The organism is Amycolatopsis sp. SID8362, assembly GCF_010550475.1.
Lineage (GTDB): Bacteria > Actinomycetota > Actinomycetes > Mycobacteriales > Pseudonocardiaceae > Amycolatopsis > Amycolatopsis eburnea.
The window spans coordinates 1-22,162 of the sequence record NZ_JAAGNB010000861.1 but is presented as its reverse complement, the minus strand read 5'-3'; the positions used below and the strand labels follow the sequence as shown (position 1 = coordinate 22,162).

Genomic DNA, 22,162 nt, shown 5'->3' with positions numbered 1-22,162 from the left:
GGTGCCCCGCGGGCACCCCCATCCCGGCTCAGTGGACGGTCTCGACCGGTTTCAGCGCCCCGGCGAGCCGCTCGGCCAGCGGGGCCGACGAGGCGGGGTTCTGTCCGGTGTAAAGGTTTCCGCACACCACCACGTGGGGTTCCCAGGCGCCGGCGCTCTTCTCGAACTGCCCGCCCCCGTCGACGAGCCGGTCCTCCAGTAGCCACGGTGCTTTGTCGGCGAAGCCCACCTGACCTTCCTCGACGTTGCTGAAGCCGGTCACCCGGCGGCCCGCGAACAGCCACCGGCCGTCGGCGTCCGTCGCCGGCAGTAGCGCTGCCGGACCGTGGCAGACCGCGGCCACGGGCTTGCCCGCGGCGGTGAACTGCTCGATCAGCCGACCGAACTCCTTGCTGGCAGCCAGGTCCTCCATCGGCCCGTGTCCACCCGGGACGAACACGAAGTCGAACTCGGCGGGGTCGGCCTCGTTGAGGTCGGAGGGTGCGGCGAGTTCGCTCGCGATGCGTTCGAGGTAGGCGCGGAACCGCTGTCCCGGCTCGGCCGAGCCGCCGTTCATCTCGGGGCTGAAACCGGCCTCGTCGGCCGTGGGGACCACGGCGCCCGGAGTGGCGATCACGAGGTCGAAACCGTTGTCGCGGAAGATCTCGTGCGGCACAACCAGCTCCTCGGGCCAGAAGCCGCACGGGTGCCGGGTGCCGTCGGCCAGTGTCCAGTGGGCCGAGCCGGACACCGCGAACAGTACGCGTGTCATGGGGAAGACCTCGCTCTCGAAAGGATGAATCCGGCGCCGTCGGCCGGAAAGACCGCCCCGAAGGTAACCGCCGCGGCCGTGCTGCGAGCGATTCGCGCACGAATCTTGCAGACCTCGACCGGAACCCGCACCGGGTGCCGGAATCCGCACATCTTCCGCAGGAATCTTCGATGCGGCCGGGATCACGCGCGAGCTAGCGTTTCGGCACGCCCACCGAAACCGCACGTTAACCTGGAGGTCACATGGCGCGCATCGCCTACCTCGTCTCGAGTGCGAAGGAGATCGAACTCGCCGACGGCACCCGGCACACCACCGGCTATTTCGCCGAAGAGGCCGTCAAACCGTACGGCCGGTTCGTCGCCGCCGGCGCCGAGGTGGTGGTGCTGACTCCCGACGGCGAACCGCCGTTCGCGGATCCCTACGGCCTGGAGTCCTTTTTCCACTACCCCGAAGAGGACCAGGACTTCTTCGCGTCCGTGACCCGCACGTTCCACCACGACCCGGACGACATCCGGATCACGCTGCACCAGACCACCGAGCTGGGCCTGGTCGCCGGGCGGCGGATCGCCGAGCGGCTCAAGGCTCGCGGGTTCTCGCCGGTCGAGGCCCACGCGCTGGTCAGCAAGGCGGCCAAGATCGCCTGGCGCCAGGACCGGCAGCTCACCGACGTGATGGTGGACGACGGTCTCGACGGCGGCCTGCCGGCGCAGGAGATCCGGGCCGCGGTCGCCGAACTGGACGCCGCGAGCCGGCAACTGGCCGCCGACCGGAAGGCCGAGCTGGACGCCATTCCGGGTTTCCGGCAGCCCACCTCGTTGGCAGACCTGAGCGACGAGCAACTCGCCGAGTTCGACGCCGTGTTCGCCCCGGGCGGCCACGGGCCGATGGTCGACCTCGCCGACAACCCCGACGTGGCACGGCTGCTGAAGGTGCTGCACGACAAACAGGCCCCGATCGCCTCGCTGTGCCACGGGCCCGCGCTGCTGCTGTCGGCCCCCGAACGCGAAGACGGGCAGTGGCTCTTCGACGGGTACCGCCTCACCTGCTTCACCGACGAGGAGGAGGACCAGACGGTGCCGGGCAAGCTCGGCCTGCCCTGGTACGTCGACACGGCGCTGAAGAACGCGGGCGCGGTGTTCGACGACGGGCCGTCAGCCTGGGTCTCGCACGTGGTCGTGGACCGGAACCTCATCACCGGCCAGAACCCCGCCTCCACCGAGGCGACGGCCGACGCGCTGCTGAAGGCGGTGGGACGGCGATGAAACCCACGCAGACGGTGTCGGCCTTCCTGACCGCCTTCGGCAGTCGTGACGTCGAGACCGCACTGTCCGTTGTGGACGATTCCGTGCGCGTGGACATCCACCCGACCGGGCTGCGCGAAGGCAGCACGGCCGAACTGCGGGCGTTCCTCACCGAGACGGTCACCGCGTTTCCGGACCTCATCGTGACGGTGAAGAACCTGATCGAGACCGGCTCCGTGGTCACCGCGGAGCTGAAGGTGGAGGGCACGCAGGCGGCGGGCTACCTCGGCGCGATCAACCAGGAGAAGCACCTCGACGTGGACCAGGCCTGGCGGTTCACCGTCTCCGGTGACCGCATCACCGGCGTCGACGCGTACTGGTGCCAGAACCAGCTGTACCGGCGGCTCGCGGTGAAGCGACTCGACCAGATCACGCTCGTGTGAGGGGAATCCGATGACGACTACGGAACCGCGGAGCCGGAGCCGGGAAGCGGCCGGCCGGGTGACCGCCTTCTTCGACGCCTACCGGCGCCACGACGTCGACGCGATGACGGACCTGTGCGCCGACAACGCCGACTTCTTCTACGTGCCGTTCGAGTTGTGGGGGAAGCAGCGCGTACTGCGCGGCGACGGCAAGGTGAAGACGGTCGGCAAGACCATCTGGGTCGGGCTGATCGCGTCGTTCCCCGACCTGTTCGCCAACGTGCACAGCGTCGACGCGAACGACAACGGCGACGTGGTGGTCCGCTGCGACATCGGCGGTACCCAGCAGCTCGCCTGGGGCGCCGCCGAACCTCGCGGACAGAAGTTCAGCGAGCCCCACCTGTTCATCTTCCACGTCGATGGCGACGGGCTCGTCGACCGGATCTCCGCCTACTGGGACGGGGCAGGCATCAACCGCCAGCTCGGCCACCTCGAAGTCGACTGAGAAAGGGAAGCACCGATGACGCTGCTGAAGCGGGAAGAGTGGCAGGGGTTCGTCCGCGACGTCGACTGGACCTACCGCTACGTCGACGACGAGGCCGTGTTCCCCGAATGGCACAGCGGCACCGGCAAAGTGCCGCGTGAGGCCTGGCTGGACTGGGAAGAGGACTACAAGGTCACCTACCCCGACTACGTGGCGACCCAGCGCGACAAGGAGCAGTCCGCGTACGCGGTCAAGGCCGCGCTCCAGCGCTCGACCACGTTCGATCACCTCGACGAGGGCTGGAAGTCCTCCACCAAGATGCACTTCGGCGGCGTCGCGCTGGTCGAGTACGCCGCTGTGCTCGGCGAACTGAAGATGGCGCGGTTCGGGCTCAACGCGTCCTGGCGCAACATGGCCGCCTTCGGCCAGCTGGACGAGCTGCGGCACGCGCAGATCACCACGTTCTTCGGGCACGAGTTCATCAAGAAGGACCCGCAGTACGACTGGACCCAGAAGACGTTCCACATGGACAACTGGGTGCCGATCTCACTGCGGAACCTGTTCGACGGCATGATGATCGCGCCGAACGTGGTGGACCTGGCGATCGCGCTGCCGTTCACGTTCGAGACCGGGTTCACCAACCTGCAGTTCATCGCGCTCTCGGCCGACGCGCTGGAGGCCGGCGACGTGAACTTCGCCAACATGATCTCCTCGATCCAGACCGACGAGGCCCGCCACTCGCAGCAGGGCGGCCCCACGATGGAGATCCTCGTCGAGCACGACCCCGTGCGCGCCCAGTGGATCATCGACAAGAACTTCTGGGGCTCGGCCCGCGCGTTCGCCGCCCTCACCGGCCCGGCGATGGACTACTACACCCCGCTGGAACACCGGAAGCAGTCCTACCGGGAGTTCATGGAGGAGTGGATCGTCGACCAGTTCGTCCACACGATCGAGGACTACGGGCTGAAGAAGCCGTGGTTCTGGGACGAGTTCATGCGCGGCCTCGACACCTGGCACCACGGGCTGCACATGGGCCTGTGGACCTGGCGCCCGACGCTGTGGTGGCGCCCGACGGCCGCGGTCAGCAAGGACGAGCGCGACTGGCTGCGCGAGAAGTACCCGAACTGGGAGCGGGTCTACGGCGACAAGTGGGACGTGATCATCGACAACATCAACGCCAACAACGTCGAGGCGACACTCCCGGAGACGCTGCCGTGGCTGTGCAGCATGTGCAACCTGCCCTGCTGCAACGCGACGCAGACCCGGTCCGGCCGCTGGCGCGTCCCGACCTGGCAGCTGGACTACGACGGCAAGACCCACCACTTCTGCACCAACGCCTGCCGCCAGATCTGGTGGAAGGACCGCGACAACGTCAACCACGAGACACTGATCGACCGGTTCCTCGCCGGGCAGATCCAGCCGATGGACGTCGGCGGCGTCCTCACCCACATGGGACTCACGCCCGAGGTGATGGGCGACGACCCGGACTACGAGGCGTGGACACGGGACTACGTCGGCCGTCCCGCGTCCGGCCTGGCACTGGCCGCCGGCGCAGGGGAGGAGTGAGCGATGCCCGAGACCGTCGAGCTGGGCCCTGAGGACCAGGCCCCGCAGCTGGTGCCGCTCAACGCGATCTTCGCGGACGACTTCGTGCAGCTCCTGGTGCCGGTCACCACCGCCGACACGATCCGGGAGGTGGCGGCCGCGGTCGCCCACCACGTCGAGGGCAAGCGCGTGCGTGCCCGCGACGCCGGGAAGATCGTGTTCCACAAAGGACGGCGGCTGCCGCCGGAACTGACCGTGGCCGAGGCGGGCATCGGGCCGCTGGACCACGTCCGCGTCGAGTACGACCTGCCGGAGGGAGCACGGTGAAGAACCCAGTGGGCCCGATCCTGCGGATGGGCGACGAGGTGGAGCAGGTGATCGCGGCGATCGAGGACGACAACCCGGACACGGAGATCGAAGTCATCGACCGCGGCGCGTACGTCCGGATCCAGGGCGAGGACCGGGTGGTGCTGACCGAGGAGACGCTGCGGCGCTACCTCGGCCACGAGTTCGAGATCCGCTCGCTCGAGACCATGATGTCGTCCTTCGCCGGGCGCGCCATCACCACGAGCGGCGCGATCGTCTGGGAACGGATCTCGACGCGGAAGGCCGCGTCGGCCGGTGAAGAGGTGAGGGCATGACACAGCCGAAGAAGGCAAGGCCGCGCAAGACGTTCAGCGCGTTCGGCGACATCCGCCGGATGCCGAGCGACTACGAGATCGTCACGCACGCCCAGAACTGGACGCTGCGCAAGAACCGCACGAGCGCGTTCGAGCAGAACCCGTCCTCGCCGGCCAACCTGTGGTTCCTGACCTACCGCGACAAGTCGCCGTTGCAGGTCGAGGACTGGGACGCCTTCCGAGACCCGGATGCGCTGACCTACAAGACATACGTCACGGTGCAGGCCGAAGCCGAGGCGAAGACCGGTGGTGTGCTCGAGGAGTACGCGGGCTCGGACGCCGCGCTCGCGCCCGGGCAGCTGGCGTTGCTGACCTCGCTGTTCACGCCGTCGCGCTACCTCCTGCACGGCTGCCAGCAGATCCAGGCGTACCTCGGTTACCTGGCCCCGACCTCGTACGTGACCAACACGGCGGGTTTCGCCACGGCCGACTACCTGCGCCGGGTCACGCTGACCGCGTACCGGACCCGCGAGTTGCAGATCGCGCACCCGGACAGCGGTGCCGGCACCGCCGAGCGGCAGGTCTGGGAGACCCTCGACGCTTGGCAGCCGGCCCGGCGCGCGGTGGAGAAGGCGCTCGTCAGCTACGACTGGGGCGAGGCGTTCGTCGCGTTGAACCTGGTGCTCGCGCCGACGTTCGACGACGTGCTGGTGCGGCAGTTCAAGGAGATCTCGCGCGAGAACCGTGACGAAGAGTCCTGGCTGCTGCTGTCGTTCCTGCAGGAGGACAACAACCGGCGCAACCGGTGGAGTTCGGCGCTGGCGCGGTTCGCCGTCGAGCAGCGGCCGTCGAACGCCGGCGTGCTGCGGCGCTGGATCGACCGGTGGTCGCCGATCGCGGACGCGGCGGCGGCCGGGCTGGGTGAGCTGCTCGAGACCCGGCCGGCGCACGGCCGTCCGGCGAGCGAGGTGGCCGCCGGCGCGAAGGCCGCCCGCGAGGCGTTCCACGAGCCGATCTTCGAGCCGGAAGGGATGCGTGCGGCGCGATGAGCGGAGCGGTGACCGGGCAGTGGCAGGAGGCCATGCAGCTCGACGAGCTGTGGGAAGGCGAGATGGCGGGCGTCGAGGTCGGCGGGGAGAAGGTCCTGCTGATGAACATCGACGGCGACGTGCGGGCGTACCGGAACCGCTGCCCGCACCAGGCCTGGGCGCTCGACGAGGGCGACTTCGACGGCGAGACGCTCACCTGCTCCCGGCACCTGTGGGTGTTCGACGCCCGCAGCGGCTCCGGCGTGAACCCGGACAACTGCCGGCTCACCTCGTTCCCCTGCCGGGTGGACGAAGACGGCACGATCCGGGTGGACGTCGGATGACGACCAAGCGTTGCGTGCTCGTGGGCGGCGGTGTCGCGGCCGCGTCGGCCGCCGCCCACCTGCGCAAACGGGGCTTCGACGGCGACGTCGTGCTCCTCGGCGAGGAGACGACGGCGCCGTACGAGCGGCCGCCGCTGTCGAAGGAGTTCCTGACCGGACAGCCCGAGCTGGTGCGCCCACGGGAACCCGGCTGGTACGCGGCCAACGGTGTCGAACTGAGGCTGGGCGTGCGCGCCGTGGCCCTCGACGTGGCCGGCCGGAGCGTGGAACTGTCCACAGGGGAGCGTCTCGGCTACGACGACCTGGTGCTGGCCACGGGTGCGCGGCCACGGCGCCTTCCCGGGTTCGGCGGTGACGGGATCCACTACCTGCGCACGGCCGCCGACGCCGGACGGCTGCGGGCCGAACTGGCGACGGCACGGCGGATCGCGATCCTGGGTGCCGGGTTCATCGGGTGCGAGGTAGCCGCGTCCGCCACCGCGCTCGGCACCCAGGTCACCCTGTTCGAGCCGGAGCCCGCGCCGCTCGCGCGGGTGCTCGGCACGGCTGTCGGCGCGGTGCTGATGGACATCCACCGCGAACGCGGCGTGGAAATCCGCGCTGGCGAGCATGTCACGGCCCTCGGCCGCGGCCGGCACGGTTTCGTGCTGACCACCAGCCGCGGCGACCGCGTCGAGTCCGATCTGGTGGTGGTCGGGATCGGCTCGGTGCCGAACGTCGAGCTGGGGCAGGAGGCCGGGATCGCCGTGGCGAACGGCGGGCTCGCGGTCGACGAGTACGGGCGGACGTCGGCGCCGCACGTGTACGCGGCCGGTGACGTCGCTGCCCAGCACCACCCGCGTTACGGCACGCGGATCCGGGTCGAACACCACGACACCGCCGTGCGCCAGGGCGCGAACGTCGCCGCCAACCTGGCCGGCGAGGTGACGCCCTTCGAGGAGGCACACTGGTTCTGGTCCGACCAGTACGAGCACACCCTGCAGTCGACCGGCCGCATGGGCGCCCTCGATCCGGTGGTGCTCCGCGGCCGGCCGGCCGACCGCAGCTTCTCGGCGTTTTCGCTGGTGGACGGCCGGATTCAGGGTGTCATCTCACTCAACCGGCCCGGTGACGTCCTCGCGGTCCGCCGGATGCTGTTCGCACCGCACGAGGTCACGGCCGAGCAGCTCGCCGACGAGTCGTTTCCGCTGAAACGGCTGATGCCGCGCACCAAGGCGGCACCCCGGGCCTGAGCCCGCCGAGTTCACCGAGGAGGAACTGCCGTGACGACCTTTGCGGTGCTGGAAACGGTCGCGCCCCAGACGCGGGTGACCGCCGCCGACGCCCGGACGGCATTGGCCCGCGTGCGCGGGCTGAGCGTGGCCGAGGCGGTCGCGAAGCTGCGGCTGGGGCCCGGTCGCACGTGTGAGCCGGTCGCCAGGGTGCTCGACCGGGCGCTGGCGAACGCCGGCCGGGCCGGGCTTTCGGCCGGGCAGCTGATCGTGGCCGGCGGTTCCGCCACACCCGCGGAGCCGATCGTGCGGGTACGGCGGAAGGCGCACGGCAAGGCCGACTGGATCAGCAGCGAGACCGCCGACGTGCGGGTCGAACTGCAACCCGCCGGCGCCTACGAAGCCGCCGCCGTGCCGGCGCCCGTCGTGACCGCGGACGAACCCGTCGTCGAGAGTGCGCCGGCGGACGCCCGGGCGGTTCCGGTGCGGGAGGCCCTCTACGACGTGCTCGACCCCGACCTGGGGGTCAACGTCGTCGACCTGGGGTTCGTGCGTGGCGTGACGGTGGACGAGCACGACGTCGCCACGCTGACCATGACGCTGACCTCGCCCGCCTGCCCGCTCACCGGGGTCATGGAGGACCAGATCCGGACGGCGCTGCTGGAGGACGCCGTCGTCGCGGACTTCCGGGTGGTGTGGGTCTGGTCCCCGTCGTGGCGGCCGGCGGACATCAGCGAGGCCGGCCGGGAGCAGTTGCGCGCCATCGGTTTCACCAGGTTCTGAGCAGTTCTGAGCACTTCGGAGGGTTCATGGCTTACGTTGTCGTCGCCACCTGGGTCGCGAAGCCGGGGCGGGCGGAGAAGATCCGGCGGATCCTGGAAACCGTCACGCCCGGCAACCGGGCGGAGGAGAAGATGCTGGAGTTCCAGGCGCACGTGAGCCGGGACGACCCGGAAACCTTCGTGCTGTACGAGAAGTACGTCGACGCCTCGGGTTACGCCGACCACCGGGCGAGCGACTCGTTCAAGGAGCACGTGCTCGGCGAGGCGATCCCGAACCTGGCCGAGCGGAGCGTGCGGGAGTTCGAGACCATCGGATGACCGGCTCCGAACGGGCCTCGCTTCACTCGTCTGCGGGGCGTAAACTGCAGGGTCCAAACGGCCGAGTCGCCGGTGCGGCCGCGTGACGTCGGAGGCAGGCATGGTGCGGTCCGTTCCGCCGCTGGAAGATCGGATGACGCCCGGCGACCTGATCTCCGAGCTGGCGAGACGCGCACCGGAGGTCGGGGGCAACACCGGGCTGTGGCCGGGGCTGACGATCTACCGCTTCCACGAACCCGCCGCGCCCAGCTGGGAAGAGGTCCAGTCGCTGTCTCTGTGCGTGGTCAGCCAGGGCCGCAAGTGCGTGACCGTGGACGGGCAGCCCTACCGGTACGACCCGTTCAACTACCTGGTCCTGAACAGCCATCTGCATTTCCAGGCCGAGATCCTCGAGGCCAGCGTCACGAAGCCCTTCCTCTCCTTCGTGCTGCAGATCGACCCCGCGGTGGTCCGGCGGGTGTCGGTGGAAATGCTGGAACAGCGGCGTGCGGAAATGCTGGCCGACAGCCCACCGGACCCGTCGAAGGCGTTCGTCTCGGCGCTGGACTCCGGGCTGATGAGCTCAGTCATCCGGTTCCTGCGTGCGCTGTCCACCGGGCCGGACCGGCGGATCCTGGCGCCCGCGTACCTGCAGGAGATGGTCTACCGCGTGCTGCAGGCCGAGCAGTACGAGCGGCTGCTGGAAATCGCCGCGGCGCAGCAGAACCACGATCCGGTCGCGCGGGTCGTCACGTTCATCCAGGACAACCTGGCCGAACCGCTGACCGTGACCGACATGGCGGAGCAGGTGGCGATGAGCCCGTCGGCGCTGACCGCGCTGTTCCGGCAGTCCACCGGGAAGTCGCCCTACCAGTTCGTGAAGGAGGTGCGGCTGACCAAGGCGCGCGACCTGCTGGTGCGCGGCAACGGCACGGTGGTGTCGGTGTCGCGGGCCGTCGGCTACCCCAGCGCGTCGCACTTCATCAACGAGTTCCGCCGGCGCTTCGGCCTGCCGCCGCGGGCCTACTGCGATCTGAGCACGCTGCGTTCGGAGCTGGGCGCGCAGCACACCGTGAACCCGACCTGAGCCCTGCCGCGACCACCGGCCTGCCCGGGTCTTCGTCATGACACCGAGCCCTCTGCCAGATTTCCGCGTCCTGCGCGAATGAGCTGTCGTCGGACGAGGCAGCCAGGATCGCGAGCGGATTGCCGCCAGATCGGCTGGTAGCCGCTGACGTCGGCGCAAACGTCGTCACCTCGACCTCGACAGCGGGTTCGGGCTCACCGCCGCCGGCGGTTCGCCTGGCGGAGCCAGGCGAGGGCGGCAGCGCAATCAGCTCCAGCTGGCCAGGCGGGGGCGTGCGACGGGCCGCGCCCTCGAGGCAGTGGCCGCAAGTGCCCTCCTCGTCGAGCACCTGCCGAATCCGTCTACGCCGGCCGACTGCGTCGTTGGCGGAATCATCGAAGTCCTCCGGCTGCCGGCCGGAGCGTCCGGCAACTCGGCTGCCGGCCGGGATGAAGCTGCCGCCAAGCAACCGCGCATCGCCGCCCAAGATCGGGCGACCCCCAAGTGGTGGCAGTGGTGGCGGCCCGAACCGAACGACGCGCGGGTTCGGCGGGAGAGATCCGCAGGTAGCCGAGAATCCAGCCCAGCTGTCCGGACTCGATCGACCGCTCTCCGGTTTCCCAGTTGGAGAGGCTGGACGGGCTGAAGCCCAGTTTGCCGGCCAGTTCGCGGAGGCTCATACCTCGGCTTTCGCGAAGCTCTCGTAGCGCGCAGCCGAGCACATAGAAGCCGGGGCAGCGTGAAGGTCCGTCGGTCATGCCGAACGCCGCGGCAGTGCAGCTAGCCGGCGTGGAGCGCGACGCTGGACTCGGCGGTGATGGCCAGGAAGGTGAACGACTCTTCCAGGTAGAGCTCGATGTGCTCGGAGTCGTGCGACAGGTAACCGATCGAAAGGTCCTGGCCCAGGTGTATCTCGTAGTCGCCGCCGCGGGTGGAGACCAGGAGGGCGCCCTCGAGAGCCGGGGCCCAGATGATTTCGCCGTCGTGCAGGAGCCGGGCGATGTGGTCGCGGATCGGGTAGCCCTGGTCCGTGCTTTCGGCGACGTCGGTGTAGCGGTCCGCGGACAGCAGGAGGCTGTACGGCCCGTTCACGCCGGCCAGGCGTAGCGCGCTCAGTGCCTGCGCGACGGTGTCGGGCGTGCGCCGGACGTCGGCGGGTAGCTGCAGCGGTGTGTTGGAGCTGCTGGGTCCGATGCCGGTGATGCCGGCGGCCTCGGATCCGTGGAAGATCGTCCGGTCCTCCGCGTAAGCGATCTTCCGGACGGCGTCCTTGACCGGCTGCCAATCCGAGTCCTTGGCCCCGCGCTCGACGTCGTCGACGGCTTGCCGCGTGACCGAGAACGGGATGCGCAGCTCGACGACCTGCTGGACCTGGCGTTGGCGGACCTGCACGCCGTCGGCCGTGGGGGCGAGCTCGTGAACGTGACCGGTGCCCACGGCCGACAGGGTCGGGCCGGCCGGGCCGACGAGATCCGTCACCCGCCTGCCGGCGATGTAGCGGGTGAACGTGCGGCGCGCTTCCGCCTCGATGTCGGCCCAGGCGGCCGCCGAGATCGGGGCGAGGTCGCGGTGCAGGTTGTTCATGGTGTGCTGCTCCTTCGCAAGCTGCCGATACCCAGGGAGCCGTCCGTCGGCGAAGGAGGCTCGGTGGCCGGCGGGTTCTCGAGGAAGTCCTCCGTGGGCACGAAGAACAGTCCGCCGGTGACCGCCGTGGAGAAGTCGAGGATCCGGTCGTGGTTGCCCGGTGGGTCGCCGAGGAACATGTTCCGCAGCATCCGCTCGATGATGTCCGGATGGCTGGTGTAGCCGATGAAGTAGGTGCCGAACTCCCGGGTGCCGATCGTGCCGAAGGGCATGTTGTCCCGCACGATCTGCAGCTGGGTGCCGTTCTCGTCGGTGATCGTGTTCGCCGCGAGGTGCGAATTCGACGGCTTGGCCGCGTCGGGCAGCTCGATGTCGCTGAGCTTGTGCCTGCCGATCACCAGTTCCTGCTGTTCGACCGGGAGCGCCGTCCACGCGTCGAGGTCGTGCAGGTACTTCTGCACGACGACGTAGCTGCCCCCGGCGAAGTCCGGGTCCTCGTCGCCGATCCGCACCGCGGCTTCGGCCGCCGCGCCGGAGGGACTCTCCGTGCCGTCGACGAAGCCCAGCAGGTCGCGTTCGTCGAAGTACCGGAACCCGTGCACCTCGTCGGCTACGTCGGCGCGGCCGGCGAGCGCGGTCATGAGCTGGCCGGCCAGCTCGAAACACAGATCGAGGCGCTTCGCACGCAGGTGGAACAGCAGATCGCCGGGCGTCGACACCGCCTTGTGCGCGGCACCGGCGAGTTCCCGGAACGGGTGGAGCCCGGCCGGGCGCGGCGAGTCGTACAGCCGGTCCCACAGCTTCGCGCCGATCCCGACGACACAGCTCAGATCGCCTTCGGGGGCGCGGAACCCGACGGCGCGCGTCAGGCCCGCGACGTCGGCGAGCACGTCGCGCACGTCGTTTTCCGCGCCCGCACGCACGGTGACCACCAGGAAGATCGCCGCCATCGCCGGCGGAGCCACCACTCGTTGCGGCTGTGTCCGCCGTTCCACCACACCACCCTCTCCACGCGTCCGGTGCCAGCCTGGCACGGCGGTCCGCGCCGCGCACGTGATCACCCGCGGGCACGGGTGAGTTCTGGTGCCACCGACAGGGGACGTTGTGGCGGGTGACAACGGCCGGCGGGGTCAGGCTCCGGGATCGCGGCGCCCGGGCGCCAGGCGGATCGCCTGGGCGGCGGTCACCAGCTCGGCGACCGCGCGCGGGTCGGTCAGCGACCGGCCGGTGAGCTCCTTGATCCGGCGGAGCCGGTACCGGACCGTGTTGGCGTGGCAGTGCAGCGCCTGCGCGGCCCGGTCGGAGGACCCGCCGCAGGTGATGTAGGCGTGCAGGGTTTCCAGCAGGATGTCGCGTTCCTCCGCGGGCTGGTCGAGGACCGCGCCCAGGACGTCCACGGCCAGCCGCTGTCCCTCGTCCGGGTCGTAGGCCAGGAACGCTGCGAGCGGGCTGGAGCCGAACGCCCGGACCTCGGGCTTGCCAGGCGGGAGCCCGGCGAGCGCGGTCCGGGCCAGGTGCAGCGCTCGCGGGGTTTCGACGAGCGACCGGTACAGGGGGCTCACGCCGGCGCGGGCGACCGCGACGTCCTGGAGCACGGTCAGCATGGGGTCGCGCTGGTCGTCGCGCAGCGACACCACGCCGGCCTGCAGCGTGGGGGTGAGCTGCCAGGCCGAGACGATGCCGAGCCGCGCGAGGCGCCGCTCGACGCCGATCAGGCTTTCCTCGGCCAGGCCGCGGGTCTCCGCCGCCACCACGGCCAGCTTGCCGTCCAGGGACAGGCCGAGCAGCTTCCCGGCTTCCCACGGTCCGGAATTGAGCACCCGCTGGCCGGTGAACAGCGCCTCGGCCAGCGCCGATCGGCGTCGTTGCTGCGAAACGAGCAATTCGGCACTCGTCGCCCGGTACGCCTCGGTCAGCCGCACCGCGTGGTCGTCGGTGACCTGCCAGAGCCGGCTGGCGAGGTCGACGAGCGCGTCCGTCGCACCCGGGCCGCCGTGGTTGCGTGCCCTGTCGACCATGACGTCCCACAACATCGCGCAGCCGATCCGGTAGACCTGCAGCACCTCCGGCAACGGCGCCCCCTGGTGCGCCCGGCGGCTGCCGGTCTCTTCCGGCGCGGCGTCGACGTCGTCGCCGGCCAGCGCCGCGACCATGAACCGCAGGTTCACGGCGATGGAGCGGTGCAGGTCGTCACGCGGGACGATCTTCTCGTCGCGGTAGAGCGCGATGCGGTCGCAGGTCGCCGCGCGGACGTCGTCGATCAGCCGGGGCAGTTGCGTCTCCAGCCACGTGATGAGCCCGGCCGGGGCGGTGCTGGTCACCACGGGGATGCTACGCGAGACATCGCTCGCCACGCAGCTTCTGGCTTCGCGGCTCAGTCCGAAGGGGACAAGGGGAGCGTCGCGTCGACGTACCACGCCGGCAGCCGGCCCGGCCGCAAGTCCGTCGGGTCGCCGGGCCGGGTCAGCGTCAGCACCGCGCGCTGGATCTCCGGTCTCGCGTTCAGCGCGTCCTCGACGTCGTTCAGCCGCGTCGCGACCTCGGATTCCGGCGCGTCACCGACGACGTCGACGGCGGCGACGAGGAAGATCTTGTCCGCGCCGACCCACTCCATGTGCAGGAAGCTGACCCGTTCGATCTCGTCGTGGCCGAGCAGGGCCCGGAGCGCGCGGTCGCGCGCGAGCGGGGTCACCTTTTCCCCGGTCAGGAAGTCCATGTTGCGCACGATGAGGAAAACGGCCACGGCGCCGAGCAGCAGGCCGACCACGATGGACGCGACCGCGTCCCAGGTCCGGTCGCCGGTGACCTGGTGCAGGAGAACACCGAGCGTCGCGACGATGATGCCGGCCAGCGCCGAAAGGTCTTCGGCGAACACGGCACGGAGAACCGGGTTCGACGTGATCCGCACGTAGCGAAGCGGTCGTAACCGGCGTTGCCGCGCGCCCGCTCTCGTCTGCCGCAGTGCCTGCAGGAACGAGACGCCTTCGAGCACGAACGAACCGGCGAGCACCACGTAGGCCCAGAAGTAGGACGAGCCGTCGTCCCCGCCGCCGAGGGACTGGATGCCGTGCCAGACGGAGACGACCGCGCCGATGGTGAACAGCCCGAAGGCCGCGAACATCGACCAGACGTAACCCACCCGGCCGTAGCCCAGCGGGTGAGCCGGATCGGCGGGGCGCCCGGCCTGGCGCTCGCCGATCAGGAGGAAGACCTCGTTGCCGGTGTCCGCCCAGGAATGGGCGGCTTCAGCCAGCATGGCCGCGGAGCCGGTGAGCACCGCGACGAACGTCTTCGCGGCCGCGATGACCAGGTTGACGCTGAACGCGACGACGACGGTCAGCAGGCTCTCGTCGCCGGGCGACGCGGCGTCGTTCTCCGGCGTGGTCATGGGACGGTCACGGCGGGTGCCGCGGAGTAGCGCATGGCGGTCAGGATACGGACGACCCGATCGATCGCGCCGTCCTTTGTGCTGCGCCACAAGGATCGTTGTCACCCGCTGACGATGCCGGCGACGAGGTTGATGGTGGCGGCCAGGATCACCGTGCCGAAGCCGTAGGACAGCAACGTGTGCCGCAGCACGACCGCGCGGATCGCGGCGCTCGAGACGCCGGTGTCGGACACCTGGTAGGTCATGCCGAGGTTGTAGCTGAAGTAGAAGAAGTCCCGGTAGGCAGGCGGATCGTCCGAGTTGAAGTCGATCCCGCCCGCGGGTGCGGTGTAGTAGAGGTGCGCGTACCGCGTGGCGTACATCAGGTGCAGGGCCGCCCAGGCCAGGAACACCCCGGCCAGCGCGGTCGCGGCCGCGGCGTAGCCCGTGCCCGAGCTGCCGAGACCGAGCAGCACGCCGATTCCCGCCAGCCCGCCCAGCGCGGCCGCGACGACGACGAGTTCGTCGGTGGCCGGCCGGAGGTCTTCCCGGCGGGCGTTGTGCCCGGTCGCGGCGGCGTCCATCGACCACAGTGCCGCCCACCCGGCGGCGACGAAGATCGCCGCCGTCGCGGCGATTCCGGAAAGGACACCCAAGGACGGGCCGACCAGCGCGCCCACGCCCACGCCGATCAACGCGCCGAGGACCGCGGCGCCGGCCAGTCGCGCCGCCGCCGGCATGCTCACCCAGACGTTCACGACCAAGAGGGTAACGGGAATACGGCTCGGTCCGCGGTGTGTCACGCGGGCCCGGTCGCGGCCCAGGCCGCGGCCAGCAGGATCAGCCGGACACCGACGTCGGCGAAGACCAGGAAGCCGATCACCGGACCGAAGACCGCCCCGGAGGTCGAATGCGCGACGTGGGACAGCACGAGTCCCGCGCACTGCTTGAGAACTTCGAACCCGACGGCGGCGAGGGCGGCTCCGGTGCGGGCTCGGCGCAGCGGCACCGGACGGCGAGGCAGCTTCGCCAGCACGACCAGGAAAACGGCCCAGTTCACGACGACCGCGAGACCGGACAGCAGCACGGCCGGAACGGCGCGGGCCTGGGCCGCGCCCGCGCTGACGGCGAAGGAAACGGCCAGCGCCGCGGTCATCGCGGCGAGCGCCACCAGGTCCCGGCCGGTAGTGCGAAGCAGGTCACCGTGTGCCGGGGCCTCTCCCCACTGCGCGGTCAGTGCCTCGCGCAGGTGGCGCACCCACCCGATGCCGGAGTAGAGGCCGGTGGCCAGTCCGGCGAGCCCGAAGGCGGCGCGCGCGTCGATCACGTCGTCGACCAAACCGGCCGCGCGCTCGTGCCACGCCGGTGGCAGCTGGGCGAGGACCAGTGCGTGGACCTCGCGGGCCAGTTCGTGGTCGCCGGCGAGGACCACCCCGGCCGCGGCGCACACCACCAGCGCCACCGGCACGACGGACAGCACGGTGAAGTACGTGATCGCCGCCGCGGAGGCGGTGCCGTTGTGCTCGCTGAACGACCGGGCCGCACGCACCAGGCGGGCGGTCCAGCGGGTGCAGGGGACCATCACGGGAATCTAGCCGATCCGTCGTTCGGTGGAACCTGCGACAAAGATCGTTGTGGGGAAGGACAAACTCGGCCGCCGGCGAAGCTTTGACCGGCGTATCAGGGGGTTCCGCCGGGTAGCATCCGGAGACCGGAACGCGGGGCGGAGGAGAAACGGCGGCTTGAGGACGAAGAGAAGTGCCGCCGTTCGCCGGTTTGCGGGCGAGGAGTGGTGGCACGCCGCCCGGGTGGCGGCCGGGCTGCTCGTGCCCGGTCTGGCGCTGCTCGCGGCCGGTCGCCCGGATCTGATCATCTTCGTCGCTTTCGGCTCCTTCACCGGGATGTACGGCCGGGCCGAAACCCGCGCGCTCCGGTTCCGCCACCAAGTCCAGGCCGGTGGCGTACTGCTGAGCGGTGTCGCGGTGGGGGCGCTGCTGTCCGCCTGTCACGCGCGTCCCTGGGTGCTGGTGGCAGCGGAAACGGCGTTCTCCTTCGCGTGCGCGCTCGTCACGAACCGGCTCGACCTCAACCCCCGAGGGCCGTTCTTCGGGATCTTCGCGCTCGGCGCGATCGCGCTGGTTCCCGCCGGACGGATCGCACCACTGGCCGGAGTTTCCCTGTGTGCCGCGGCGATCGCCGGGTGTGTCCTCATCGGACTCACCGGGCCGGACCGCCCGTCCGCCGCCGTGCCGGCCAGGGTGGAATGCGCTCGGGCGTGCCTGCTGATCCACGCCACCCGGTACGCCGCGGCGATCAGCGTCGCCGGCGGCGCGGGGCTGCTGCTGGGCGTGGACCACGCGAACTGGGCCATGGCGTCGGCGGCGGTGCCGCTGGCGGCGACCGGCTCGCGTGGCCGGCTCCACCCGGGACTGGCCCACGTCCTCGACCGCAGCCTGCACCGGGTGACCGGCACCCTCGCCGGACTGGGCGTGACCGCGGTGCTCCTGCTGCCGGATCCCGGGCCCACGCCGCTCGCGCTGGCGGTGATCGCGTTGCTGTTCCCGACCGAGCTGTTCATGTCCCGCCACTACGGGCTGGCGCTCGGCTTCTTCACCCCGCTCATCCTGCTGATGACGGAGCTGGCCGCGCCCGCGGACCCGCTCACCCTGCTCACCGCGCGCGTCGCCGACACCGTCGTCGGAGTCGCCGCGGGCATCGCCGCGGCCGCCGTCATCCGCGGGCGGTGCCGGGCCTGAGCGGTCATTCGGAGCGTTCGACCGTCACCTTCAGGTGCTTCATCAGGGGCTGATCGCTCTGGACGCTGTAGTCCCCGATCGCGCACAGCACGTTCATCTCGGGCATGTACCCGGCGGCGCACCCGGGCGGGATGTCGTAGGGCACCGCGCGGTAGCGCCGCAGCGAACGCGTCGTGCCGTCCTTGGCGGTGCTCGTGATGTCGACCTCGTCGAACTCGGTGAGGCCGCGATCGCGCATGTCGCCGGGGTTCATGAAGACCAGCGTGCGGAGGTTCTTGATGCCGCGGTAGCGGTCGTTGTCGGAGTAGATGGTGGTGTTCCACTGGTCGTGCGAGCGCATGGTGCCGAGCGCGAGCGTGCCCTCGGCCGGGACGACGTCCGGCAGCGGTGCGGTGGAGAACTCCGCGCGGCCCGACGGCGTGAGGAACACCCGCTCCCGCGCCGGCTGGTGGATGCGGAACCCGAGCGGCTCGCGCACGCGCTCGTTGAAGTCTTCGAACCCATCGAGCACCCGCGCCATCGTGTCGCGGATCCGGTCGTAGTCGCCGGTGTAGTCCTCCCACGGCGTGGCGCTCTCCGGCAGGGTGGCCCTGGCCATCCCGGCGATGATCGCCGGTTCGGACAGCAGGTGCGGCGACGCCGGGCGCTTCATCCCGACCGACAGGTGCACCATGCTCATCGCGTCTTCGACCGACGTGGCCTGCAGGCCCGCGGCCTGGAAGTCCTTTTCGGTGCGGCCGAGGCACGGCAGGATCAGCGCCTGCTTGCCGTGTTCGAGGTGGCTGCGGTTGAGCTTGGTGCTGACCTGCACCGTCAGCTCGCAGCCGCGCAGGCCGGCGGCGGTGTAGGGGGTGTCCGGCGCGGCGAGCACGAAGTTGCCGCCCATCCCGACGAACACCGTGACCTCGCCGCGGTGCATGGCTTCGATGGTGTTCACCGTGTCGAGGCCGTGGTGCCGGGGCGGCGTGATCCCGCAGACGTCCGCGAGCTTGTCCAGGAACTTCGCGGCCGGCCGGTGGTCGATGCCGCACGTCCGGTTGCCCTGCACGTTGCTGTGTCCCCGCACCGGCGACGGGCCGGCACCCGGCCGGCCCAGGTTTCCCCGCAGGAGCAACAGGTTCACGATCTCGCGTACCGTGTCGACGCCGTGTTCGTGTTGCGTCACGCCGAGGCACCAGCTGATGATCGACCGTTCGGCCGCGCGGTAGACCTCCGCCGCGGCGCGGATCCGCGACTCGGGCAGGCCCGACTGCCGCTCCAGCTCGTCCCACTTCGTCTCTCCACAGAGGACGCGGTACTCGTCGAACCCGGCCGTGTGGGACTCGAGGAACTCGGTGTCGAGCGCTCCCGGATCGGTTTCGGCCATTTCCAGCAGGGCTTTCGCCATCCCGCGCAGCAGCGCCAGGTCGCCGCCGATCCGCGGCTGCAGGTCCAGCGTCGAGGTCGGGGTGGCGCGGAAGGTGGCCATGCGCGCGAAGTCGTGCGGGATGATCGTGCGCGTCGCGCCGGCCTCGACGAGCGGGTTGACGTGCACGACCTGCGCGCCCCGCCGGTAGGCCTCGGCGAGCGCGGTGAGCATCCGCGGCGCGTTCGACGCGGCGTTGACCCCGAGGATGAACAGCGCGTCGGCGTTGTCCCAGTCGTGGATGTCGACGGTGCCCTTGCCCGTCCCGATCGCCCACTGCAGCGCCCGCCCGCTGGCTTCGTGGCACATGTTCGAGCAGTCCGGGAGGTTGTTCGTGCCGTACTCCCGCGCCCACAGCTGGTAGAGGAAGGTGGCCTCGTTGCCGAGCCGTCCGGACGTGTAGAACGCCGCCTGATCGGGGGAATCCAGGCCGCGCAGGGTGCGGCCGACGAGCTCGAACGCCGCCGGCCACGAAATCGGGACGTACCGGTCGGTTTCGGCGTCGTAGCGCATCGGCTCGGTGAGCCTGCCCTGCGCCTCGAGTTCGGTGTCGCTCCACTTCCGGAGCTCGGACACCGGATGCGCGGCGAAGAATTCGGGACCGACGCGTTTCCCGGTCATCTCCCACGTGACGTGCTTGATGCCGTTTTCGCAGATGTCGAGATGCAGGCCCTTGGTGTCGTCCGGCCACGCGCAGCCCGGGCAGTCGAACCCGCCGTTCTCGTGGTTCATCTTCAGGATCGCGCGCGGCCCGATGACCAGTTCCCGTTCCTGGATCAGGAACTTCGTCACGCTCTTGGCCGCGCCCCAGCCCGCCGCCGGGTGGTGGTAGGGCTGGAATTCCGGTTCGCGCTCGTCCACGTGCCGATTCAAGCACGAACGCGGTCCCGCGGGGCGGTACGCGCGGGGTCTTGTGGGCGCCACAAACTTTTCTGTGGCGCCCCACAACGGCGCGGTGAACCAGCAGGTCGGCGGTCCGGTGAAGATCGGGTCGCCTTGACGCCCCACCGCCCTTTCAGTAGACCGGGCCGCATTCCGGAATGGAGGGAGCGCGCCGTGGCGAAAGCGGTCGGTATTGATCTCGGTACGACGAATTCGGTGATCGCGGTCATGGAAGGCGGTCAGCCCACGGTGGTCGCCAACGCCGACGGCGCGCGCACGACGCCGTCGGTGGTCGCCTACACCGACTCGGGGGAGCGGCTGGTCGGCCAGCTGGCGCGCCGCCAGGCGATCCTCAACCCGAAGGGCACGATCTCCTCCGCCAAGCGGTTCATCGGGCGCCGGTACGACGAGGTCTCCAGCGAACTGGACGCGGTGACCTACGACGTCGTCGCGGGCCCGGACGACGCCGTGCGCTTCGACGTCCACGGCAAGCTGTACGCGCCGGAAGAGGTCTCGGCGCTCGTGTTGCGCAAGCTCGTCGAGGACGCGTCGAAGTACCTCGGGGAAAAGGTGACCGAGGCCGTCATCACGGTTCCCGCGTACTTCAACGACGCCCAGCGCCAGGCGACGAAGGACGCCGGGCGGATCGCGGGGCTGGAGGTGCTGCGGATCATCAACGAGCCGACCGCGGCGGCGCTGGCCTACGGACTGGACAAGAAGCAGAGCGAAACCGTGCTGGTGTTCGACCTCGGCGGTGGCACGTTCGACGTCAGCGTCCTCGACATCGGCGACGGCGTGGTCGAGGTCCGGTCCACCGCCGGCGACACCCACCTGGGCGGGGACGACTTCGACCGGCGCGTCGTCGACCACCTCGCGGGCGAGTTCGAGCGGGAGAACGGGATCGACCTGCGTGCCGATCCGCAGGCCCTGCAGCGGCTGTTCGAAGCGGCGGTGAAGGCCAAGGAAGAGCTGTCCTCGGTCACCAGGACCACGATCAACCTGCCCTTCATCACCGCGGACGGGTCCGGCCCGAAGCACCTCAACACCACGCTCATGCGGTCGACGTTCGACCAGATCACCGAGGATCTCGTCCAGCGCTGCAAGGGCCCGGTGGAGCGGGCCATCGCCGACGCGAAGCTCACCCCGAACGACATCGACGAGGTCATCCTGGTCGGCGGGTCCACCCGCATCCCGGCCGTGCAGGAGCTGGTCCGCCGGCTCGCGGGCGGCAAGGACCCGAACATGACGGTCAACCCGGACGAGGTCGTCGCGCTGGGCGCGGCGGTCCAGGCCGCGATCATCAAGGGCGAGGCCAAGGACGTCCTGCTGCTCGACGTCACGCCGCTGTCGCTGGGCATCGAAACGCTCGGCGGCGTGATGACCAAGGTCATCGAGCGCAACACCACGATTCCCGCGCGGCGCAAGGAAACCTTCAGCACGGCCGAGGACGAGCAGTCCGCTGTGGACATCGTGGTGCTGCAGGGCGAACGCGAGCAGGCCGCCGACAACCGGGTGCTCGGCCGGTTCCGGCTGGAGAACATCCGGCCGGCCGCGCGGGGCGTGCCGCAGATCGAGGTCGTCTACGACATCGACGCCAACGGCATCCTCAACGTGTCCGCCCAGGACAAGGAAACCGGGGCCGAGCAGCGGATCACCATCAGCGAAAGCTCCAACCTGGACAGTGCCGAGGTCGACCGGATGGTCGCCGACGCCGAGCAGCACCGCGCCGAGGACGCGCGGCTGCGCGAACTGGTGGACGCCCGCAACACCCTCGACACCGCGGCCTACCAGGTCGAGCGCCGGCTGACCGAGCTCGGCGAGACGGTGGCCGTGCACGACAAGGCCCGCGCCGACATGCTCGTCGGCGACGCCCGTGAGCTGCTGAAGCGCGAAGAACCGGCGCTGGACCGGCTGCGGTCGCTGACCGCCGAGCTGCAGCAGCTCTACCACGGCCTGTCCGCGGCGACGTCCGAACCGCCCTCCGGGGACGGCAAGGGCGACGACGGCGACGTGATCGACGCCGAGTTCACCACCTCATGACCGAGCCGGAAGCGGCCGAAGAGCGGCCGCAGGACGACGTCGCGGACCTGAAGTCCCGCGTCACGGAGCTGGAGAACCGGTGGCGCACCACCGCGGCCGACTTCGACAACTTCCGCAAGCGCACCGCGCGCGACGCCGAACAGCTCGGCGAGCACGAACGGGCCAGGGCGGCGGGCCAGTGGCTGCCGGTGCTCGACAACCTCGACATGGCGCTGGCGCACGCGGACGCCGACCCCGCGTCGATCGTCGAGGGCCTGCGCGCGGTGCGCGAGCAGGCGGGCGGGGTGATGGCGCGGCTCGGCTTCCCGCGGCGGGAGGATGAGCCGGGCACGCCGTT

General features: G+C 70.3%; 24 protein-coding genes. 15 read left to right on the top strand and 9 right to left on the bottom strand.

The window, feature by feature from the left end:
- Positions 1-28: 28 nt before the first annotated feature.
- Positions 29-937 carry a type 1 glutamine amidotransferase domain-containing protein gene (locus tag G3I65_RS26735; protein WP_309235721.1) on the bottom strand — a complete coding sequence of 303 codons (909 nt, stop codon included), beginning with the start codon at positions 935-937 and terminating at the stop codon, positions 29-31.
- Positions 938-993: 56 nt separating this feature from the next.
- On the opposite strand from G3I65_RS26735, the gene G3I65_RS26730 reads away from it, so the two are divergent.
- From G3I65_RS26730 to G3I65_RS26675, 12 genes are all read left to right on the top strand, one after another.
- On the top strand, positions 994-2,013 hold the full coding sequence (locus tag G3I65_RS26730; protein WP_160698552.1) for a type 1 glutamine amidotransferase domain-containing protein: 1,020 nt from the start codon (positions 994-996) through the stop codon (positions 2,011-2,013).
- Positions 2,010-2,435: a nuclear transport factor 2 family protein gene (locus tag G3I65_RS26725; RefSeq protein WP_160698551.1), complete on the top strand. Its 426-nt coding sequence runs from the start codon at positions 2,010-2,012 to the stop codon at positions 2,433-2,435. The genes G3I65_RS26730 and G3I65_RS26725 overlap by 4 nt, the downstream gene beginning before the upstream one ends.
- Positions 2,436-2,445: 10 nt before the next feature.
- A complete protein-coding gene (locus G3I65_RS26720; RefSeq protein WP_160698550.1) occupies positions 2,446-2,919 on the top strand; it encodes a nuclear transport factor 2 family protein in 474 nt (157 codons plus the stop codon).
- 15 nt (positions 2,920-2,934) lie between these two features.
- Positions 2,935-4,464, top strand: coding sequence for a toluene monooxygenase (locus G3I65_RS26715; protein WP_160698549.1), 1,530 nt, complete (start codon positions 2,935-2,937; stop codon positions 4,462-4,464).
- Positions 4,465-4,467: 3 nt separating this feature from the next.
- A complete protein-coding gene (locus tag G3I65_RS26710; protein WP_160698548.1) occupies positions 4,468-4,770 on the top strand; it encodes a toluene-4-monooxygenase system B family protein in 303 nt (100 codons plus the stop codon).
- A complete protein-coding gene (locus G3I65_RS26705) occupies positions 4,767-5,084 on the top strand; it encodes an MmoB/DmpM family protein (RefSeq protein WP_160698547.1) in 318 nt (105 codons plus the stop codon). Before G3I65_RS26710 ends, G3I65_RS26705 begins: the two co-directional genes overlap by 4 nt.
- The gene (locus G3I65_RS26700; RefSeq protein ID WP_160698546.1) at positions 5,081-6,112 is read left to right on the top strand and encodes a toluene hydroxylase; all 1,032 of its coding nucleotides are present in this window, start codon (positions 5,081-5,083) and stop codon (positions 6,110-6,112) included. The genes G3I65_RS26705 and G3I65_RS26700 overlap by 4 nt, the downstream gene beginning before the upstream one ends.
- Complete coding sequence (locus G3I65_RS26695; protein WP_160698545.1) at positions 6,109-6,435, top strand: Rieske 2Fe-2S domain-containing protein; 327 nt, start codon at positions 6,109-6,111, stop codon at positions 6,433-6,435. Before G3I65_RS26700 ends, G3I65_RS26695 begins: the two co-directional genes overlap by 4 nt.
- Positions 6,432-7,667: an NAD(P)/FAD-dependent oxidoreductase gene (locus tag G3I65_RS26690; protein ID WP_160698544.1), complete on the top strand. Its 1,236-nt coding sequence runs from the start codon at positions 6,432-6,434 to the stop codon at positions 7,665-7,667. The genes G3I65_RS26695 and G3I65_RS26690 overlap by 4 nt, the downstream gene beginning before the upstream one ends.
- Positions 7,668-7,697: 30 nt before the next feature.
- Positions 7,698-8,429 (top strand): iron-sulfur cluster assembly protein, encoded by a 732-nt coding sequence (locus G3I65_RS26685; RefSeq protein WP_309235719.1) that lies wholly within the window; start codon positions 7,698-7,700, stop codon positions 8,427-8,429.
- Between the two features lie 26 nt (positions 8,430-8,455).
- A complete protein-coding gene (locus G3I65_RS26680; RefSeq protein WP_160698543.1) occupies positions 8,456-8,746 on the top strand; it encodes a putative quinol monooxygenase in 291 nt (96 codons plus the stop codon).
- Positions 8,747-8,846: 100 nt separating this feature from the next.
- Positions 8,847-9,812 carry an AraC family transcriptional regulator gene (locus G3I65_RS26675; protein ID WP_239071463.1) on the top strand — a complete coding sequence of 322 codons (966 nt, stop codon included), beginning with the start codon at positions 8,847-8,849 and terminating at the stop codon, positions 9,810-9,812.
- Positions 9,813-10,183: 371 nt separating this feature from the next.
- Here the strand turns inward: G3I65_RS26675 and G3I65_RS59095 are convergent, their stop codons facing one another.
- The 7 genes from G3I65_RS59095 to G3I65_RS26640 form a co-directional block, all read right to left on the bottom strand.
- Positions 10,184-10,549, bottom strand: a complete 366-nt coding sequence (locus G3I65_RS59095; protein WP_160698542.1) for a helix-turn-helix transcriptional regulator — start codon at positions 10,547-10,549, stop codon at positions 10,184-10,186.
- Positions 10,550-10,571: 22 nt separating this feature from the next.
- The gene (locus G3I65_RS26665) at positions 10,572-11,375 is read right to left on the bottom strand and encodes a family 1 encapsulin nanocompartment shell protein (protein WP_160698541.1); all 804 of its coding nucleotides are present in this window, start codon (positions 11,373-11,375) and stop codon (positions 10,572-10,574) included.
- Positions 11,372-12,370: a Dyp-type peroxidase gene (locus G3I65_RS26660; RefSeq protein ID WP_309235718.1), complete on the bottom strand. Its 999-nt coding sequence runs from the start codon at positions 12,368-12,370 to the stop codon at positions 11,372-11,374. Before G3I65_RS26660 ends, G3I65_RS26665 begins: the two co-directional genes overlap by 4 nt.
- A 135-nt stretch (positions 12,371-12,505) precedes the next feature.
- Positions 12,506-13,696 carry a helix-turn-helix domain-containing protein gene (locus tag G3I65_RS26655; RefSeq protein ID WP_309235716.1) on the bottom strand — a complete coding sequence of 397 codons (1,191 nt, stop codon included), beginning with the start codon at positions 13,694-13,696 and terminating at the stop codon, positions 12,506-12,508.
- 53 nt (positions 13,697-13,749) lie between these two features.
- A complete protein-coding gene (locus G3I65_RS26650; protein WP_160698540.1) occupies positions 13,750-14,763 on the bottom strand; it encodes a cation diffusion facilitator family transporter in 1,014 nt (337 codons plus the stop codon).
- A 101-nt stretch (positions 14,764-14,864) separates the two neighbouring features.
- A complete protein-coding gene (locus G3I65_RS26645) occupies positions 14,865-15,500 on the bottom strand; it encodes a DUF1345 domain-containing protein (RefSeq protein ID WP_203612517.1) in 636 nt (211 codons plus the stop codon).
- Between the two features lie 41 nt (positions 15,501-15,541).
- The gene (locus tag G3I65_RS26640) at positions 15,542-16,324 is read right to left on the bottom strand and encodes a YhjD/YihY/BrkB family envelope integrity protein (protein ID WP_160698539.1); all 783 of its coding nucleotides are present in this window, start codon (positions 16,322-16,324) and stop codon (positions 15,542-15,544) included.
- Between the two features lie 160 nt (positions 16,325-16,484).
- Between G3I65_RS26640 and G3I65_RS26635 the strand changes: the two genes are divergently transcribed.
- The gene (locus tag G3I65_RS26635) at positions 16,485-17,498 is read left to right on the top strand and encodes an FUSC family protein (RefSeq protein WP_160698538.1); all 1,014 of its coding nucleotides are present in this window, start codon (positions 16,485-16,487) and stop codon (positions 17,496-17,498) included.
- Positions 17,499-17,502: 4 nt separating this feature from the next.
- Here G3I65_RS26635 and G3I65_RS26630 read toward each other — a convergent pair whose 3' ends face one another.
- Positions 17,503-19,764, bottom strand: coding sequence for an FdhF/YdeP family oxidoreductase (locus G3I65_RS26630; RefSeq protein WP_203612516.1), 2,262 nt, complete (start codon positions 19,762-19,764; stop codon positions 17,503-17,505).
- 195 nt (positions 19,765-19,959) lie between these two features.
- On the opposite strand from G3I65_RS26630, the gene dnaK reads away from it, so the two are divergent.
- Together dnaK and G3I65_RS26620 are read left to right on the top strand one after the other, a co-directional pair.
- Positions 19,960-21,825 (top strand): molecular chaperone DnaK, encoded by a 1,866-nt coding sequence (gene dnaK / locus G3I65_RS26625; protein WP_160698536.1) that lies wholly within the window; start codon positions 19,960-19,962, stop codon positions 21,823-21,825.
- Positions 21,822-22,162 (top strand): nucleotide exchange factor GrpE (locus G3I65_RS26620; protein ID WP_160698535.1); only part of this gene is annotated, 341 nt, incomplete at its 3' end. The genes dnaK and G3I65_RS26620, both read left to right, overlap by 4 nt.

Bases quoted from the DNA above. Each gene is read 5' to 3' on its own strand.
- G3I65_RS26710 (WP_160698548.1), top strand. From the start codon at position 4,468: ATGCCCGAGACCGTCGAGCTGGGCCCTGAGGACCAGGCCCCGCAGCTG.
- G3I65_RS26715 (WP_160698549.1), top strand. From the start codon at position 2,935: ATGACGCTGCTGAAGCGGGAAGAGTGGCAGGGGTTCGTCCGCGACGTC.
- G3I65_RS26720 (WP_160698550.1), top strand. From the start codon at position 2,446: ATGACGACTACGGAACCGCGGAGCCGGAGCCGGGAAGCGGCCGGCCGG.
- G3I65_RS26640 (WP_160698539.1), bottom strand. From the start codon at position 16,324: ATGGTCCCCTGCACCCGCTGGACCGCCCGCCTGGTGCGTGCGGCCCGG.
- G3I65_RS26680 (WP_160698543.1), top strand. From the start codon at position 8,456: ATGGCTTACGTTGTCGTCGCCACCTGGGTCGCGAAGCCGGGGCGGGCG.
- G3I65_RS26725 (WP_160698551.1), top strand. From the start codon at position 2,010: ATGAAACCCACGCAGACGGTGTCGGCCTTCCTGACCGCCTTCGGCAGT.
- G3I65_RS26665 (WP_160698541.1), bottom strand. From the start codon at position 11,375: ATGAACAACCTGCACCGCGACCTCGCCCCGATCTCGGCGGCCGCCTGG.
- G3I65_RS26690 (WP_160698544.1), top strand. From the start codon at position 6,432: ATGACGACCAAGCGTTGCGTGCTCGTGGGCGGCGGTGTCGCGGCCGCG.
- G3I65_RS26695 (WP_160698545.1), top strand. From the start codon at position 6,109: ATGAGCGGAGCGGTGACCGGGCAGTGGCAGGAGGCCATGCAGCTCGAC.
- G3I65_RS59095 (WP_160698542.1), bottom strand. From the start codon at position 10,549: ATGACCGACGGACCTTCACGCTGCCCCGGCTTCTATGTGCTCGGCTGC.
- G3I65_RS26730 (WP_160698552.1), top strand. From the start codon at position 994: ATGGCGCGCATCGCCTACCTCGTCTCGAGTGCGAAGGAGATCGAACTC.
- G3I65_RS26650 (WP_160698540.1), bottom strand. From the start codon at position 14,763: ATGACCACGCCGGAGAACGACGCCGCGTCGCCCGGCGACGAGAGCCTG.
- G3I65_RS26675 (WP_239071463.1), top strand. From the start codon at position 8,847: ATGGTGCGGTCCGTTCCGCCGCTGGAAGATCGGATGACGCCCGGCGAC.
- G3I65_RS26700 (WP_160698546.1), top strand. From the start codon at position 5,081: ATGACACAGCCGAAGAAGGCAAGGCCGCGCAAGACGTTCAGCGCGTTC.